General features: G+C 56.2%; 10 protein-coding genes. 5 read left to right on the top strand and 5 right to left on the bottom strand.

All coding sequences use genetic code 11. The features are described 5' to 3' along the window. Positions 1–405: 405 nt before the first annotated feature. Both MUG96_RS04260 and MUG96_RS04265 read left to right on the top strand, forming a co-directional pair. Positions 406–1,653, top strand: coding sequence for an AAA family ATPase (locus MUG96_RS04260; protein ID WP_246986812.1), 1,248 nt, complete (start codon positions 406–408; stop codon positions 1,651–1,653). After that, on the top strand, positions 1,650–3,425 hold the full coding sequence (locus tag MUG96_RS04265) for an McrC family protein (RefSeq protein WP_246986814.1): 1,776 nt from the start codon (positions 1,650–1,652) through the stop codon (positions 3,423–3,425). The genes MUG96_RS04260 and MUG96_RS04265 overlap by 4 nt, the downstream gene beginning before the upstream one ends. Positions 3,426–3,434: 9 nt before the next feature. Here the strand turns inward: MUG96_RS04265 and MUG96_RS04270 are convergent, their stop codons facing one another. Further along, on the bottom strand, positions 3,435–3,821 hold the full coding sequence (locus tag MUG96_RS04270) for a DUF8076 family protein (RefSeq protein ID WP_246986816.1): 387 nt from the start codon (positions 3,819–3,821) through the stop codon (positions 3,435–3,437). 2 nt (positions 3,822–3,823) lie between these two features. Further along, positions 3,824–7,084, bottom strand: coding sequence for a DUF499 family protein (locus tag MUG96_RS04275; RefSeq protein WP_246986818.1), 3,261 nt, complete (start codon positions 7,082–7,084; stop codon positions 3,824–3,826). 203 nt (positions 7,085–7,287) lie between these two features. On the opposite strand from MUG96_RS04275, the gene MUG96_RS04280 reads away from it, so the two are divergent. Beyond that, positions 7,288–9,981, top strand: coding sequence for a DUF1156 domain-containing protein (locus MUG96_RS04280; protein WP_246986819.1), 2,694 nt, complete (start codon positions 7,288–7,290; stop codon positions 9,979–9,981). A gap of 6 nt (positions 9,982–9,987) precedes the next feature. Here the strand turns inward: MUG96_RS04280 and MUG96_RS04285 are convergent, their stop codons facing one another. Continuing rightward, the gene (locus MUG96_RS04285; protein ID WP_246986820.1) at positions 9,988–10,710 is read right to left on the bottom strand and encodes a hypothetical protein; all 723 of its coding nucleotides are present in this window, start codon (positions 10,708–10,710) and stop codon (positions 9,988–9,990) included. A gap of 135 nt (positions 10,711–10,845) precedes the next feature. Between MUG96_RS04285 and MUG96_RS04290 the strand changes: the two genes are divergently transcribed. Beyond that, complete coding sequence (locus MUG96_RS04290; RefSeq protein WP_246986821.1) at positions 10,846–12,603, top strand: DEAD/DEAH box helicase; 1,758 nt, start codon at positions 10,846–10,848, stop codon at positions 12,601–12,603. Next, entirely contained in the window at positions 12,533–13,756 is a 1,224-nt protein-coding gene (locus tag MUG96_RS04295; protein WP_246986822.1) for a hypothetical protein, read from the top strand. Before MUG96_RS04290 ends, MUG96_RS04295 begins: the two co-directional genes overlap by 71 nt. A gap of 4 nt (positions 13,757–13,760) precedes the next feature. Here MUG96_RS04295 and MUG96_RS04300 read toward each other — a convergent pair whose 3' ends face one another. Both MUG96_RS04300 and MUG96_RS04305 read right to left on the bottom strand, forming a co-directional pair. After that, positions 13,761–14,465, bottom strand: coding sequence for a hypothetical protein (locus MUG96_RS04300; RefSeq protein ID WP_246986823.1), 705 nt, complete (start codon positions 14,463–14,465; stop codon positions 13,761–13,763). Between the two features lie 291 nt (positions 14,466–14,756). Continuing rightward, entirely contained in the window at positions 14,757–16,883 is a 2,127-nt protein-coding gene (locus tag MUG96_RS04305) for an AAA family ATPase (protein WP_246986825.1), read from the bottom strand. Positions 16,884–16,950: the final 67 nt, after the last annotated feature.

Here is a 16,950-nt window from a genome sequence, read left to right on the forward strand (position 1 = left end):
TGTCTCCACTCAACCCAAATATCCAGGAGTGAGCTATGCGGCTATTTCTTTTTAATTTGTGGACCAGACCTCCCACGACCCACCTCCCCGCCCTCCGCTCCGTGCTCGCTCACGAGGCGTTCCTGTCGTCACGCCTCGCTACGCTGTGCGCGCAGCCACGACCACTGGGTGGCGACTCAGAGGAAGACAGAGAGCGACTGTTTTCACTACTCCACCACCATCTGATTAAGATTCGCAGTGATGTCCTTAGATTCAGTTGCGTCCGCACTCAAGAACGCCGCGAAATCTTGAGACACTACTCGGGTGTCTACTGATACAACGGCGTAGTATTATTGCTACCGTCCTTATCGGGTAAAAAACCGAGGGCACGTTTTTGTTCTCGGAGTCTGAAAAGTCATTCAATAAATGAGCGCTTCATCTGATGATAGCTATTCACTTGAGAAAGCGAAGGAGAATTTGGACGTTCTTCGGGCTGTAGAGGACAAAGTTGTTGAAGCAATCGAGCAGGCAGCAAGCACAGACGTTTTAGAATATCTCATCCGCGAGCAGCAACTCGATCTTCATCATGAGGGCGATCAGGGTGTCGGTCGAATTCGCCGAGCAGTTCTCGAATCCTCGAAGGCCTCACAGAATCTGAAACGCACCGTCATCACCCGTGGTGATGATACACCAGCGACTATTCTGGTCCCGGACGCGGTGGAACGGAACGCAAAAACCGCTCTAAAAACCGGGAAGCCGGTCGTTCTCTATGGACCGACTGGTACAGGGAAGACTACATTCGCTAAACAACTCGCACTCAATCACTGCGTCGGCTACTCGCTTCACACTGCAACACCGTCATGGACAGCAAAGGACATCATCGGGGGCATCGGACCAAATCTCACTGGCTCTTCGGGCTATCAGTCGCTAAACTACGAGACAGAACTTGGGGCAGTCTCGGAAGGAGTTAAGCGGGCCCGTGACTTCAACATCCCCTACGCAGTCATTCTTGACGAAATCACCCGGGCCGATATTTCCCAGATCTTCGGGCCGCTGTACACGGCCATCGAGAATCGCAACCAGACCCTCATCGAGACTGATGACGGCGAGACTATCGAGCTGGACGAGGACGTGAGCATCATCTGCACGATGAACATGTCCGACCGAACGGTCAACGAGCTGGATAATGCAATCACCCGGCGATTCGCGATGGTCGAACTCGACGAATACGATGACGACGACCGTCGGGCGTTGTTCGAAGGTTGGCTTGAGGACAACCTCGGAGAGACCCCCCTCCTTAGCAACGACGATCTGCTCGACCTTTTCGAGGCCGACTACGACGGTATCAACAACGGCTCTGAACAGGCTTCACGTGGCCCGATTATGCGATTTGGGCCGATGCATTACCGCGACGTGACGATCTTCCTGCGTGAGGCACTCCAAGACGACGACCTGTATATGGACGCCCCGGAGGAGGCTGTCGGGCAGGCGTTCCGCACGTTCATTGTCCCGCGCCTACTGAATTCGGCGGCGTTCCCGCAGATCGAGCAGATCGAGGAGCACTATCGGGCACTCGACAACGATTTCGAGATGTTCGACCTCGCGCCGGCTGCCGACCTCGCCAGCCGAGAACTTGAGGCCGAGCGTCGCCGGATGGGTTCCTACGAGCAATGAGCGTTTCCGATCCGGACGCATCGTACACCTACCAGCCCGGGACGTTCAGCGTGCCCGAGCGAGGTGAAATTCGCATCGAGGGGTGTCCCCCTTCGATCGACGACCAGCTCCGTCGCGCCTCCTTCGAGCAGGAGAGCGACAACGTCTTCGTGAAGACGCAGGAGTCGCTCGACGACCGCGACAAGGAGTACCGGGTCGTCAAAGTCCGAGTCAATGGCCCGGTACTGCACGTGACGGCGCGGGACAACGTGGGCATCGTCAGCCTCACACCTCGGTCGAAGCTCCGCATCGAACCGAAGATCGACTGGGACTACATCTTCGATATGCTGCTGGCGGTGCATGGTCGCAAGCGGTCGGTCGAATACCACGGCATCCCACTGGACGAATTCCGCACCGAAGACATCGATCTGGAGGACGTGTTCCTGATTCTGGCGATCAACTACCTCAACGGGCTGGAGACCATCCACCGCAACGGGTTCGTACGGCGACTGGAGACGCGACGTGCTGACCTCGAACAGCCACGGGGTGTCATCGATATCGAGCAGTCGCTGGTCAATCAAGCCGAGGGTCGCGCCCAGCAGCACTGTCTGCTAAAGGAGGTCAACTACGATAACGCGGCCAACTCGCTGCTCCATTACGCGGGCACGCATCTTCTTCGGCTCTTCCGGCAGTACGAGGACGAGTACGACCATCAGGCGTACTACCACATCTTTTCGCAAGTGCATCAGGAGGTGCGTCACTTGGAGGGGCTGGACGTGACGAGCGGGCGTCGACGGATCCCCGAGTACCGACGCTTCTCCATACACGACCTCCCCAAGCAGCGCCACTACTATCAGCAGGCCATCGAGGTTGCGAAGGCGGTGGTGGCTTCCTCCCTTGGAACGCCGGCGATGGAGGGCGACCGAGAATTGGTCGTGGATTACGTGTTGAATATGGAGTCCCTGTTCGAGCAGTACTCGCAGGTCGCCATCGAGGATGAGCTGGACACAATCAAGGACTACGACCAGCTTGACCAGACCGCAAACGTCTCGGCCGTCCGGTCGCCGACACTCCAACCCTTCGAGAAGGAAAGGCAAGTGTTCCACCAACCGGATCACGCGGTTGAGGAGGGCGACGAGACGCTGGCCGTCCTCGACTCGAAGTACTACGCTGAGGGCAAGGATCCGGTGAAGAGTGGCGGCTCGCGGTCGCGGCTGTTCAGTTACGCGTACCTGCTGAATACGCCGCGGATGGGATTTTTGACACCGCTCGGTGAGCCGCGGACACGGACGGTCGCCCAGACAGGGGCGGAGCTACAGGTGATCTCCCCCGACAGCGACCACTTTTCGCTCGATGGATACCACGCCTGCGTCCGGAATTACCTGCACGAGGCACTTGCCGACGTGTATCCCGCCCTCGACGTCTACCGTGCCGTTGAGGAGCACGCTCTCTGTCTTGATCAGCACGACGCGTCCGCACTGGATCGCCTGACCGACCCGGATGGGCCGTTCGACTTCAGCAACGTCCACGAGTTTTCGCTTCGCGTGATCAACGCGGCCGCGGACACACTATCGACACAGTACCGGTCGCGCTCCGATCTCGAACAAGATGGCAAGTGGACGCGGCGGCAAATCGAGACGCAGTGCCGAGAACGGTCGGCGGAGTTCACGACTTGCGTCCCGGTCTTTCGTCGAGAGAACCGCGAGGAGCGAATCGACCTGTACTTCGTGACGCGTAGTGAGGACGGGAAGCCTACAGACGTTTCCGCCGAAGACGATTTCCGGTTGCTCTGAGCAGACTCCTCAGAATGGTGCCGTGAGCCAGCCACCACTCCGACGCTCGATCTGCGGCCCGAACACGTGACTCAGCCGGTGGAGATCACCGCCAGTCTGCAATTCAAAGTCGCGCTGACGCCGCTGAAACGACCCCTTGACAGCGAATTGAATGGTCGGCAGCGGACTGCGGTTCTCAAGTGTATTCGCGTTGCGATCCATCAGCGTCGACAGCTCGCTCACCGCATCGTCGTCGCCAAATAGGTCGTCAAGGCCGACGACGCACACCTCGTCGGGCACATCGTTCTCGCGGAGCATCTCTTCGAACTCCTCGACCGGCACTCGGTGATCGAAGAGATCGTACTCGTCCTCGACGACGATGTTATATTCGCCGGGAAGTTTGCCGTGCTCGACCATCGTTACTCGAAGTTGATCTCGACGGAGATGTTTGATGCTTCATCGGGCATACGCTCGAAGAGGTCGCGCACCTTCGTGAAGTCCTCGCCGGATTCAAGGGTGAGCTTTGTCATCGTCTCCTCGACTCTTGCAGTACCTTGGAGGGGCTCGGGAATTCCCATTCGGTTGGTCAGCTGGAATCTGACCTCGCCGTATGTGACCTCCCCGGAATCTTCCTCCTCTCGCCATTTCCGACGCAACGCGGCTGCGTCGTCGCCGTTGAACACGAACCGCCAGCCACCGCTCGGTATGCGGAACTGGTAGCCCGGCGACCACCGTGTCGGGTCGCCAGATCCGTCAGAGGCGATGACGTACTCGGGCTCCGCCTCACGTCCGAGGTTTCGAAGCAGGAACGTCTGAACAGCGTCTTCCGAAACCGACGCGTCGAACCGGTCAGCCACACTCCCAACCGTGAACTCGTCGCCCCCATCGAGCCCCTCGATGTAGTCAAGGATCTGCTCGACGATGTCGTCCGAAACTACGGGGACAAGCGTAACGTCGGTCGGGTCGCGGTCGTCCAGCCCGTCAGCGTACTCGCGGTTGATGTCGACAAGGTAGTCATCGACGAGGAGGTTCGTCACAGCCTCGCGGAACGCCCGCTCGGTCTCGCTGTCAGGGAGATAGACAGTTTCGTCGCGGCGAATATCTTCGAGGATACGGTGGGTGTTCGCTCGACCGCTGTCCTCTAGGGCGTCGTCGATGCGCTCGCGAACTTCGGAAGCACCGATACGTTCAGCCTCGGAGATATCGCGGATCGTCGCGTCTGACTGGGCCTTCGTGACGATCTCGGTGCCGCTGTAGATGACGTATTGGCCGTCCTGTGCGAGTCGGCCAGCAGCGGTCATCACGATGTCGTGGCCGTCACCTTCCAGCCATATCTCGGTGTCTTCGAGAAGTTCAAGCTCGAAATTCCCGATGTCGACTGACTTGGTACCGCTCCCGAATCGCTGGCGGAGTTCCTGCTCGACATCATCGGTCGTCCACCGCTGGACGTCACGTTCGTGGAGAAGCGTCGTGTCGAGAGAACTCCCCTCAAGCGACTCCGAGAAGCCGTTCGAACCGTGGGTGATCACTGGCTTGTCTTCGAGGGCATCAACGACGGCATCAACTACGTCGCCCGGACTACCCGGGATTGGGTAGGTGGGCTGTTGGAGGAACTGCTCGTAGACATCTTCGATGCTGGCCTCGCCCCGCCGGTCGAGGAGGTCGTCAACGATCCCCCAGATGTGCTGTTGGAGGTCAATCCCCTCGGCGGCGACGCTATCGGCGATGTCGCCAGCGTTGAGCGGCTCACCATCGGAGACGAACACGTCGAGATCCATCTCGGCGGCCAGATCGAACTCGTTCAGGAGGTCGTCGCCGTCGAGAACTTCGCCGTAGGCAAGTTCGACGCGATCGCGGAGTTCGCGCTGCTCGTCCTCGCGCTGGCGCCTGACAGACGAGCGAATCTCGTCGTCGAGTGAGTTGTCTTCGAGGACGCGCTCGGCACCCTCGATGTAGCGAGCCTTCTCGATGAAGCCAGTCCCGGACTCGATTGCCTTATCGCCGGCCGGCTGGACGAACACGAGCGTGTTGCGCCACTCGCGGCCGGGGCTGCCGTCTGCGTTCTTGATGACGGTCTCGACCTCCTCTTGCGTCCAGTCATCGACCTTGACGACGACCTTGACCTCCCGGTTGTCAGGTACCTGCTTGAGGTCGTTGTCGGTGAACCCAACCGGGTACGCTTCGGAGCCAAAGACCTGTTCGACTGTGTCTGCGATCTGGCCAAGTGCAACCTTCTCGTCGACGTCCTCGGCCTTGTTCTGGATGAGCGCGTTCGGATTCTGCCTGTCGCGAATAGCGTACTTGCCGTTGAGCTTGTGGAGGTACCACGCGACGCCGTAGAGCTGTTCGAGGTTGAGGACAATATCCGAGACGAGGTCTCCCGTCTGGTAGGTGCCCATCACGATCTCGGCCTTGCCAGCGCCCTCGCCCTCGTCTGGCTTGAGACTGTAGAGGAGGATCGTGTTCAGGATGCGCCGGCCGTAGGGGATCGAATCGGGATCGACACGGTTGCGGATGTCTTCGATGCAGACGCCGGGACGATCGATATTGATCCGCGTCAGTTCGTCGTCGAACAGGACGGCATCGATGTCGCCGTGCGTGACGAGGTCGGTCTCCTCGATGAGGCGGGAGGCGTCCTCGTCGTCTGGGTCGGCCTCGGGATCCGCAGCAGTTGTGAGAATCTTCGAGAAGAGATAGATCATCCCCCGCGTGTTCTGGTTGCCTTCGTCGGCGTAGTAGCGGGTCTCGAGGGCGTTGAGGAGAACGGGGTGGAACGGGTACGCGTCACGCATCTTCTGCGCGAGGTCGCTCGGGATCTCGGAGTCCGAGACGTGGTCGTTGTCGGCGTACGCATCCACGTAGCCCGAGACGATTTCGCCGACCGCACTCTCGTCGATGTCGTCGATGAGGCGGTGGCGGATGACTTCCTGCTTGCTCACCTTGCTACTCATATTGACCTCGGACGCGTTCTCGCGGTCGAGGATGTTGTGAACCTCCGAGCCCTTACGGAGGACGGACACGATGGCGAAGATGTCGCTGTCGTCGAGGTCGGCAGTTTCGAGAAGAGCCTGCAGGAAGCCACGATTCCGCTTCTTGCGGTCGCCGCTGAGCGGCTCGAACCAATCCTCGAGTTCGTCCATCAGGTAGGCGACCGTGCGCCCGTCGACCGCCTCCTGAATTGTCTCCATGTCGGGATAGGGATCGAGGTCGCTGTCGGACGGCTCGTAGCCAAGGATGTCGAAGAAGGGCTCCCAGAGGTAGTCCGGCTGGCGCTGCTGGAGGGAGACGGTGACCGCTTCCGAGTTATCGGCCTCGGGCAACGCATCGCTGAAACCATCGACGTGGCGGTCGCCGAACTCGCCAGCAGCCTCAGGGTCGGCGAAGCAGTGGTACATCGCCACCATCTGGTGGGACTTCCCACTCCCGTACGGCCCGTAGAGGATGTGCGTGCCGTAGTTCGCATCACCACGGAGCGTGTCTCGGAGGTCGACAAACCCCTCGCGGAGCCCCTGTGTCATCAGCGTTCGGTCGAAGAACGTGGACGCGTCGGCCTCGAATTCGTCGTCTTCATCGACGTTGTAGAGCTTGACTTGGCCGTCGATTTCGCCCTCTTCTCGGAGTTCTTGGCTTATTGTGACCGTGTCCGCGATTGATTGTGAGAGAGATTCCGTACTGGCCATTTGATGTCATATACACCGTATGTTGGCCGCTTAAGTACTGTGTCTCATCGTCGATACATAATTCACGGTCGGGAACAAGCCAAGTAATTAAACAACATTTCTCGGATAAGACGGTAGTGCTATAGCGAGTGCTCTATTTCGTAACCTGCCAGTCGTAGACCAGAAACATATACAACCCTGCCGCGGGACGTAAGAGACAATCAATGTCTCAAGAGATCGGACAGTCTGAGGAAAGCGAGCGTACGACTGCTCCTATCGAGAACGGATTCCCGATACGGCAACTCAATGACATCGCTGAAAAGGAGGGGTACGGTGGAGCGCGACAGTGGTACCGGCCTATTTATACGATGCATAAATGGTGGGCCCGGCGCTTAGGCAGCACGTTTAGAGCGATTTCCCTGTATTCGCTCCTTGACGACCCAGACAGCATTGATGTCTACGAACCCGGTGCTGATCAGCAGCTATCGTCGTTCGAAGGAGGAAGAAACGATCTTGAGCGACTAATCTCATCGGTATCGATTGAAAAACCGGACGCATTGTGGGAACTTTATCCGAAGGATGTTCGCATTTCCGACAAGAAGATACTCGACCCGTTCATGGGAGGTGGTACTTCACTTGTAGAGGCGTCGCGATTCGGAGCGGAATGTCACGGACGAGATCTCAACCCTGTGGCGTGGTTCGTGACGAAAAAAGAGATCGACGCCGGTTCAACCGATCCGGAGAAGTTGGAAGCAGCGTACGACAAGATTGAAGCGAGCGTCGCAGACGAACTGAAGCAGTACTACAAGACTCCCTGTCCGAATCATCCAAAAGAACACGACGCCGACGTGATGAACAGCTTCTGGGTGAAGCAACTGGGTTGTGTCTCTTGTGGAGAGACGGTCTCGTTATTTGGCGACTACCGGGTCGGAAAAGGCCGATACGAGAACGATGACAAGTATAGCGTCTTCTGTCCGAGTTGCGAGTCGGTGGTTTACGCTGACGACTGGCAAAGCGACACGACCTGTTCGGAGTGCGGCCACGAGTGGGTGCCACAAGAAGGGACCGTGAGTGGCAGTAGTTACACCTGCCATAAGTGTGGGCAAAAGTACGGTATTACGGACGCTATCCAAGAGCAGGGCGGTTACGATCTGAAATACTTCGCTATTGAGTATCACTGTCCGATATGCGACGACCGTCGAGATTACGATAAGAGCGATACAAAGGGTTACCGTTGCGTTCGCGAGGAAGACATCAAATTGTACGAGAAGGCGGAGTCACGATGGGAGAATAGCCCCGATCTTCACGGCTATGTCCCAGATGAGCCGATACCAGAGGGACATATGACCTCAGATCGTAACCCACTGTTTGATCACGGTTATGAACATTGGGAGGATATGTTTTCACCCAGACAGCTACTGTGTTTCGGACTGTTCCTCAAAGAGGTTGAGGAAATAACTGACAAAAACATACGAGAATTCCTTCTTCTCACATTCACCGACTCGTTGTGCCGGAATTCGATGATGTGTGCGTATAGTGAAACCGCTAACCAAATTAATCACTTATTCAAAACAAACGCGTTCGATCCACCGACGCAACCGACTGAGAGTAACTTTTGGGGTGCCGATTATGGTACCGGAACATTCCAATCAACGTGGGATAAGACAATTCGTGGAGTTAAATGGGCGAACGCTCCGACTGATCGCTATATTGAATATCCACAGCGGGACGGCTTCCCGGATATTCCGGTAAATAGAGATCTTGACGAACCAGACACAGTTGAGACTTCCCCGTTCGCTCAGCCGATTGGTCAAAACACAACAGTCGAACAGGGAGATGTTCGGGATATTGGTGTCGAAAACGAATATGATGCCGTGATCACTGATCCCCCATACTACGACAATATCCTTTACTCGGAGATCTCCGACTTCTTCTATGTCTGGCAGAAAGTCTTACTTGAGGAGGAGTACGAGTGCTTTGAGGGCGAACGGACGCCACACGAGGATAGCATCGTTGCCAACCCGTTCCTCAAAAAAGGTGAAGAGGAGTTCGAACAAGAACTTGGTGAGGCATTCTCGTCCATTCAGCAGGCGCTGAAACAGGATGGTCTACTCGCGTTCACCTACCACCATAGCGACTCGGAATCGTGGGGGGAGTTGCTTCAATCATTGTGTGAGGCTGAGTTCGAGGTGACGGCAACCTATCCGATTACTGCAGACGTTAGTAAATTCATCGAAGGCGAAGCGGTCGAGTTCGACATCGTCATCATCGCTCGCCCAGCAACCGAGCGCAAACCCATTTCGTGGAACAGCCTCCGACGCAACATCTACCGAACAGCGCAAAAGACCCGGCAGCGTCTTGAAGAAAATCGTGATCTCTCTCGCGGCGATGTCGGTGTCGTTGAGATGGGGCGGTGTTTCCACGAGTATTCGAAGCACCACGGCAAGGTCGAACGTGCTGGTGAGACGATGACCGCCAAGGAAGTCGTAGACGAGATTTACGGCGTTATTCAGCACGGCAGTGACATTGGCGAGATTGATGTCTTCCTCGACTTACTGGAGACTCCGAGTGCATCCTACGACGACCTCAACAAGCTCTGCCGCGGGACGAATGCCACGCCCGAGCGTATGGAAGATATGCGACTCTACCGGATGGACGACGGCTTTAAGCTCGGGACGTGGGACGACGAGAAGCGCATCGCCTACATCCAGTCACGCGTCGACAGCGACGAAGAACTCACTGACCTCGACAAGGCGCAGTTCCTCCGCTACCGGTGGGAACACGGCAAGTCCGTCTCCGAATACCTCGGTGAATGGGAGATTACCGACGATCTGCGAGAGCTGTGTGAAGGACTGGCCGATGCAACCGGCGACGACACCTACCGGAACATTCTGGAATCGCGGCTAAGCGACTTCTGAAAATCTCTACTTTACGCTGACTACGGGGATGACCTCATCCCATTTAAAATCTAATTCACCTTCCAAAGGTTCCGTATCAGCAGAAGTTATCTGAATCTTCTTTTCCACCCATTCGATCTCTCTAAAATCGTCCGCATTTATTCGCGGTTCCGTATCTACGAGTGGTTGAGTGAAATCTCCGTCTTTCGAGGTCTCAACACGAATCGGACGCGTTTCCCATTTATCGTTGCCCTCTTCGAAATCCTCTGAATCCTTTCGATCACCAAACCGGATGATGGTATGGTTACCGTTTGGTGGTGAAGCTTCGGAGTGTGCATAGAACAAATCAAATTGTGCGGACTCATTTCGATTCAAATCGATTCTCGTTGGAGAACCTGATTCATTCCAAGTTGGTACTATATCGACAATATACTTCTTTTGTACTGTAACTTCGTACGATTTGAATCCGCCTCCTGGAGCAACGTCTGGCCGCTCCTCAGTCGTTTCTCTATAACCAATGAGTCGGATTCTCGGTTTACAATTAGAAGCAACTGATCTACCTTTATTTGAAACCTCCACCCGGTATCTCCCCCAAGTCATCGGCTCTTCATAGTGTGACTCTCCCTCTTTGATGATCCCCGACGCAAAGGCCAGTTTCGGACGTGAATAGAACCTCCATAGCCATTTTGAACCGAGTGTGGCGACGAGTCCTCCAATCGCACCAGATAGTAACGTCGTAGTGAGACTCATATTCGCGCATCTCGCCCCTTTATAAAAAGAGTGAGTCTTTTCCTTCGCTATCGTCACCCTTCTAAATCGGAGTCAAATACGGTGTAGTCTATTCACCACAGATATACAAACGAGCGGGTAGCCAGAAGAGAGTAGATGACGAAAGACACCCTCGTGGATGTCGAATTCCGCCACGAGGATACCGAAGAGTTGGTGTTACGAGCCACCAACACGTCCTCGTTAGAAGAGCACCTTCTCACAGTACAGGCCAACCGCCTCCAAGCTGGCCATCCAGACTCGGAACTTCGTTCCCTCTCACATCTCGATGAGGAAAACGTCAAACTTCTCGAACATCAGGTGGACGCCGCTCACCGCGCCCTCTTCGAAATGGACGGCAAGGCCCTCCTCGCCGACGAGGTCGGCCTCGGGAAGACTATCGAGGTTGGGATGATCCTCAAGGAGATGCACTACCGCGGTACCGACGACGCGGTGCTCATCCTCACACCGGCGCAGCTCGCCCAGCAGTGGCAGGCCGAGATGCTGGAGAAGTTCGGCCTTGACTTCACCTGCAACTACGACGACGACTTCGCCGGATTCGATGCCCACGACCACATCATCGCCAGCATCGACACCGCCAAGAGCGATCGTCATCGCTCGACCGTTCTCGCCCGCGATTGGGATGTCCTCGTGCTGGACGAGGCCCACTACGTGAAGAACGAGGATACCGATCGCTACGCCCTGCTCGAGAAGCTCTCCTACGACTACGCGTTCTTCCTCACGGCGACCCCTATCCAGAACGACGTCACCGACCTCTATAATATCATCTCGCTCCTCCGCCCGGGCCTGTTCGGCACACGCGAGGCGTTCCACAACTACTTCGTCAACTCCTCGCAGGAGACGCTGGTCAACCGCAACGAACTCCAGAACCGGCTCCGCGAAGTGATGATCCGCAACCGCCGCGAAGAGACGGACATCGACTTTACGCCGCGCAACGTCACCACGCACACTTTCGATCCGTCGCCGGAGGAGCGCGACCTCTACGAGGCTGTCACCGACTACGTTCGGACGGCGTACCGCGAGAGTCAGGGCCAGAAGCTCGTCCTGATGACACTCCAGAAGGAGGTCGTCAGCAGCCCCGCAGCACTCAAACAGACCGTCGAGCGCCAGCTCGAAGGCGACGACGTGAAACCCGAACACGTCGCCCCGCTCAAGCAGATTCTGGAGCGAATCGACGCCATCGAAACGCCAACCAAGCTCGAACGCGTCCAACGCATCACTCGCGAGGCTCGAGACCGCGTCGACAAGGGCCGGGTGATCGTCTTCACGCAGTTCCGGGCAACCCAACAGGAGTTGCTGGAGACACTCGACGAAGAGGGGTACACCACACATCCGTTTCACGGTGGCCACTCCAGCGACGAGAAGGAGGAAATCGTCGAGCGGTTCGAGGAGGAAGGCGGTGTCCTCGTCTCGACGGATGCGATGAACGAGGGGCGCAACCTCCAGTTCTGCAACGTGATGGTCAACTACGACCTGCCGTGGAATCCGATGAAAGTCGAACAGCGCATCGGGCGCATTCACCGGATCGGACAGGATCGCGAGGTCTACGTGTTCAACACCGCGCTGAAAGATACCATCGAGGAATACGTGCTGGAACGGCTCTACCACAAGATCGACCTGTTCCAGCAGTCTGTCGGCGAACTGAGCGAGATCCTCACCCGGCTGGAGGAGACCGGTCGTAACTTCGAGGACGAGGTGTTCGAGCGGTTGGTCGAAGCGGACTCCGAGATCGAGCTGGAGAACGACTTCGACGCGATGGCCGTCGACCTGCAGGAGCAGCGCGACCTTGCCGACAAGGTCGAGGACTTCAACAGCGGTGTCTTCGAGGGGTTCGACTTGGGGGCCAGCGATGACTGACGCCGCCCTTGCAGTCACAGAGCGGGCTGTCGAGCGGTTCGCTGAGAGTTATCTCACGTCTCTCGGAGCCGAGATTACGAAGGAGGGACGGCGGTGGACGGTCACCCTTCCCGAGGGCACCCCCACTGATCTTGAACTGGATGGGGCGGTGCTGGAGATCACCGACGATCCGAATGATATAGACGAGGGGCCCTTCGCCATCGCTCCAGAGAGTCCATTCGTAGAGCGGATGCTCGACGAAGCGGCCGATCGAACCCCCATCGGTTCACTAGCGCTGACTGGCGAGCGGGTAGACATCCAGCTTCCGCCGTGGCTGACTGATGGCCCGGTCGACGTTGTGGATCAGACGTTCACGCCGTACTACGACCGGCGGGCGGTCTGTGCGCTCTTTCACGTTGGAATCGAGACCGTCAGCGAATATCAGCGAGAAGAGCTTCACGCCATCGCGATCGATCTCAACGATCACGAGGAGCGTCCCCGGCTCGCAGACACGTATCTTGAGCTGACTGATGACGGACAACCGGAACTCGACGAGGGGCGGGCTATCGACGAGCAGGAGCTGACGGACACACTCGATGTTGCATGTGCCACCCTCGAAGACGAGCTATCGTCGACGGTACGAGAGACTCGTGAGCGGGCGACACGTGCCGCCGAGGTCGAACTTGACGAGTATCGCCAGTTCGTGCGCCAGCGACGTGACGAACTATCGGACGAGATTGATAGCCTGACGACGCGAATAGAGGACGTGACCGAAACGATCGACACTGTCTCCCAACAGGAGGAACGCGTTAATGCGCTCCGGAAGCGGAAGGAACTCCGAGCAGAACGGGATGATCTCCGTTCCGAATTGGACGACTTGACCACCAAGATTGAAGCTGGATTCCCCGACAAGCGCCAAGAGATACGGGAGCGTCACGCCCTCACTGTTCGTCTGCGACCGGTGGCTGCGACAGCAGTTTCGTTCGAACGTGGCGATCTCGATCTTACGCTTGGAGCTGACGAGACTACAATCTCGAAATCGTACGGATACGCCCTCGGTGCCGGCGTCGTAGAGGAAGTCGCCTGCGACAGGTGTGGACAACAACTGACGGCCGAGAACCCGCTGGATATAGATGGGAAGCAAACGGTGGGAGCAGCCTGCTGTGACGATTAAGCGGTTAGTCAACCACCCGATAGAGGAGAACATCTGAAGGGTGAGCGAGAACGCTCCCCACCAGAGCATCGGTGGTTGACCCGGCGGTCGAAACACCGAACGCACAGACGGAAGCTGGATCCCGATACCCAACGTCGATCAGAGTCTCTCGTAGCTTGGGCGCCAACTCTGCCTTCCCCACATCGACTGTTGGCACTCCCGCATCGCGGAACGCCTCGAAAGCCGCCGATGTCCTCGACAACACGAGTTCGCCGGAGTGCAGGAAAGAAAACTCCTCGTCGAGGATTGCCAGCAACCGCTCTTGCCGATCAGGGTCGTCAACAACGTTTGCCCATTCGAGGTCATCCGAAGCTGACTCACCGGAGTAGGTATCTACGTCATTCCCGTCGAGAAGATCGACAACGTCGTCTGGGAATGCCGCTTCGGCTTGTCCACGGTAGAAGTCCCATATGTCCGTCTTCTGTACGGTTGACCGCTCCTCGTTCGAGAGGAGGCCGTGAAAGGTTGCAGGCACATACAGATCTCCAAGACGAGGTTCCGTGGGTGTTCGACCGAGTGTAGCCTGCGTCTGAGATGCGAAGACCGTCGAGTCGGCCAACCGTTCGAGAGAGCGGTTAGCAACAAGCAGTGACGGATCGAGCAGTACGTCGATCGGTGGTTGGAATTTACGGTCGAGTTCAGTTCGGAGTTGGTCGTTACCCGTGCTCATTGCTATTTTAGCTAGTACAATTCCTGAGAAAGCATAAGTCACTCCGATTTAGAGGGATCGGCGTTATTGTTTGCAGATAGAACCGAATGGCTCCTTCCCGACCTTTCATAAAACCAAATTCCTCTTGTGCGCCACTGGGGACGCTCTATGCAGTCATGTGGAAAAACGAAAAACTATCGGCGATGCTGTCTGCGTTCAAGCCGGTCTTGTGGCGGATACTGGCCGTTTGGAGGTCCGTATTGCTCACGACCTTCGGAAAAGATTCCTGTGCTAAGAAAATGTGTGTTGACTCTATTCCGTGAGCCGACGGTCATCATCGCTATCCGTGATTTCGCTCATCAAATCCGGAAAGTCCATGTCGTGGACCTCAAATTCTTCAATCTCGTAGATGGGGTTCTCAAGTTCCTCTTCATACTCCATACGGACTTCTGCGTAGTGTTGAGCGGCTTCCTCCAGTTCTTTGGTGGAGTCCGCGTCTGGGGCAAACATCCTGAAGACATGCGCGGCGAACGAGTACCAAGCAGCGACGAAGAATGGATTATCGGCCTGTTCTAGACTGTCCCCGCACTCATGAATGAATTTCAGCAATCGGTCGGACTCCGAAACCATCGCAGTGAAAGCCGAGTTCGCCAACTCCATCATCTCCCGGTAAAGGTCCGACTGCATTCGGATGAGGGTATTCCGAGTAGCGTCGTCTTGGTCGAATTGGGCGAAGAATTCCTCCATCTGGCCTTCTATCATATCCTCAGCCTGTTCGCCTGCCTCGTACTCCTCGGCCAACTCACGCCAATTACCGAGGAATGCCTCAACTACACCTCGGTTTAGTCCATATTTTTCAAGCACGTCATAGGCCGCAACCAGGTGCTCATCGTCGCTTTTACCTTCCTCAAGATCCCGATGAGCAGCAACGTGGACACAGACCCGAAGCATATCCGGGATAATCTGGGCCGCTTCCTGCTTATCTTCGTCGAAGAACGCGACAAAATCGGAGTCTTCGATTCGCTGGATCGTGGATTCGTAGATTTCTACAGACGACTCCTCAAACTCGATATCAGTATTGGACCTGAACGTCGCCCGCATTAAATCCAACATCACTCCGTGAAACTCGATTTTCAACTCTTCCCCCTCGTCTTCAGGCTCCAAGCCACGGATCCACTCCGTGTAGTTATCCAACTCCAATGCGAGTAACATCGCGGACTTCTCTTGGGATGTTACAGCATTCATCCCGTAGGCGAACATGAACTGAAGGCGCTCACTTGGGTCCAGTTCCAACCGGTCTATTTCCTCGCGGAGTTCCTCAATTTCTGGCTCCCCGTTGTAGATTGCTTCCAAGTGAACATTTGCCATCAGTCCGTAGACGAAGCCTTCGAGTGGTGGCGCCTCACTTTTTTCCACCACATTGTAGAGTTTCCCAGCATAGTATTGGAAAGCTGCCCGGTGGAGATGTTCGGGGTTATCAAGTCGGTTGTAGAGGAACTCCTGGAAGAGGTCGTGAACTTTGAACACTTTATCTCCTGTATCTTCTGAACGACCCAGTTCCTGAACGACTGCCTTGGTGCTTAACGAGTCAAGGATACGTCGAGCCTGGGTGCGGCTCACGTCGTCCAGTACTGACGAGCAGATTTCCTCATCCAATTCGGCAAGCGCCGAGGTCTTCCGGATGAACTCTTCTTCCTCCTCCGACATCGAGTCCAAATATGCCCTCTCGATGAAGTCACGGGCATCTTCCTCTGGAAGTTCAAACGCACTATCATCGCCCGCAGCCTCCCTGAGAAGACCGAGATAGTAGGGATGCCCCTCCAGCGTCTCATAGACGCCATCGACTGTGTCGTCGTCTACATCTGGGTACACTTGACGAAGGTATTCCGCAGTCTCCTCACGTGAGAAGGTACCAAGGTGGACTGTGTAGCCAGCGTCATCGTAGGTGAGGCGACCAGCTGTGATTAAATGGACGTTCTCACCGAGCGTAGAGGAGAGTTCCCGGAGAAAGTCACATGTAACCGTCGGCTCAGCGAGTTTATGAATATCATCAACGAAGAAGATGAGGGCCTTGGTTTCCTTGATAGATTCTGAGAGACTTGCTAATTTCCGGAGGTGACGAGCACGGTCGTCTGTAGAAACACCTACACTGACGGGATGAACTCCGAAACTACCACCGGTTGCCTTGTTAAGTAATGCACGGAAGTGCCCGACTGCCTCACGTATCTCGTAGAGTAGATCTCGGGTTAGCGCCGTCGGTGAATTCCCTTCTCGGACGTAGAGAACCTGGGTCTTGTATGAGTCCGAGAGTTCATCGGCTAACTCCTCAAGAAACGTACTCTTTCCGACACCCGGCTGCCCGGAAATATGGATCGTCTGGACACCGTCGTTCACAGCTTCTGCGACGGAATTGAGGTCGTCTTCGCGTATCCGGGGCATTTCTTAGGAAATTTTTCTGGCCTGTTATGAAAGAACCTTCGGACACACTGATTTTGCTCCTCGTTAG

The organism is Halorientalis marina (assembly GCF_023028345.1).
In the GTDB taxonomy this organism is placed as follows: Archaea; Halobacteriota; Halobacteria; order Halobacteriales; family Haloarculaceae; genus Halorientalis; species Halorientalis marina.

What these genes read in the sequence shown, in the direction of transcription:
- MUG96_RS04260 (WP_246986812.1), top strand. Translation starts at nt 406, where the DNA reads ATGAGCGCTTCATCTGATGATAGCTATTCACTTGAGAAAGCGAAGGAG.
- MUG96_RS04265 (WP_246986814.1), top strand. Translation starts at nt 1,650, where the DNA reads ATGAGCGTTTCCGATCCGGACGCATCGTACACCTACCAGCCCGGGACG.
- MUG96_RS04270 (WP_246986816.1), bottom strand. Translation starts at nt 3,821, where the DNA reads ATGGTCGAGCACGGCAAACTTCCCGGCGAATATAACATCGTCGTCGAG.
- MUG96_RS04275 (WP_246986818.1), bottom strand. Translation starts at nt 7,084, where the DNA reads ATGGCCAGTACGGAATCTCTCTCACAATCAATCGCGGACACGGTCACA.
- MUG96_RS04280 (WP_246986819.1), top strand. Translation starts at nt 7,288, where the DNA reads ATGTCTCAAGAGATCGGACAGTCTGAGGAAAGCGAGCGTACGACTGCT.
- MUG96_RS04285 (WP_246986820.1), bottom strand. Translation starts at nt 10,710, where the DNA reads ATGAGTCTCACTACGACGTTACTATCTGGTGCGATTGGAGGACTCGTC.
- MUG96_RS04290 (WP_246986821.1), top strand. Translation starts at nt 10,846, where the DNA reads ATGACGAAAGACACCCTCGTGGATGTCGAATTCCGCCACGAGGATACC.
- MUG96_RS04300 (WP_246986823.1), bottom strand. Translation starts at nt 14,465, where the DNA reads ATGAGCACGGGTAACGACCAACTCCGAACTGAACTCGACCGTAAATTC.
- MUG96_RS04305 (WP_246986825.1), bottom strand. Translation starts at nt 16,883, where the DNA reads ATGCCCCGGATACGCGAAGACGACCTCAATTCCGTCGCAGAAGCTGTG.